Origin of the sequence: Rhizobium ecuadorense, assembly GCF_001187535.1 — a bacterium.
GTDB lineage: Bacteria > Pseudomonadota > Alphaproteobacteria > Rhizobiales > Rhizobiaceae > Rhizobium > Rhizobium ecuadorense.
Genome location: NZ_LFIO01000147.1, coordinates 1 through 624, shown reverse-complemented (window position 1 = coordinate 624; position 624 = coordinate 1). Strand labels below are relative to the sequence as shown.

Below are 624 nucleotides of genomic sequence, written 5' to 3'. Positions count from 1 at the left end.
AGTTGGCATCCGGCGTGAAGGTCCAGCTGCCGTCATTGTTGTTGACCAGGCCGCCGTGGTTGGCGGTGAGGCCTGACACCGACAGCGGGTCGCCGTCGACATCGGTGAAGCCAGCCAGCAGGGCAGCGGTGCTGAAGGTGTAGGGTGTGTCCTCGCTGCCGGCTGCAAGCGTCGCCGCATTGCCGCTGAGGACGGGTGCATCGTTGACCGCCGCTAGCGTGAAGCTCTGCGTCGCCGGAACACTGCCGCCGTGGCCGTCGGTGACGGTGTAGCTGAGGCTGACCGGGCCGTTGTAGTTGGCATCCGGCGTGAAGGTCCAGGTGCCGTTGTTGTTGTTGACGAGCGCACCATGGTTGGCGGTGAGGCCGGAGACCGACAGCGGGTCGCCGTCGACATCGGAGAAGCCGGCCAGCAGGGCGGCGGCGCTGAAGGTGTAGGGCGTGTCCTCGCTGCCTGCCGCAAGCGTCGCCGCATTGCCGCTGAGGACCGGTGCGTCGTTGACCGCATCAAGCGTGAAGCTCTGGCTTGCCGGCAGACTGCCGCCATGGCCGTCGATGACGGTATAGCTGAGGCTGACCGGGCCGTTGTAGTTGGCATCCGGCGTGAAGGTCCAGGTGCCGTCAT

At 66.5% G+C, this 624-nt stretch carries 1 protein-coding gene; it reads right to left on the bottom strand.

The genetic code is table 11. The annotated features are described in order from the left end of the window. The coding region (locus AF337_RS04335) for a cadherin-like domain-containing protein (RefSeq protein ID WP_152970898.1) at nucleotides 1-624 on the bottom strand (624 nt) is incomplete at both ends.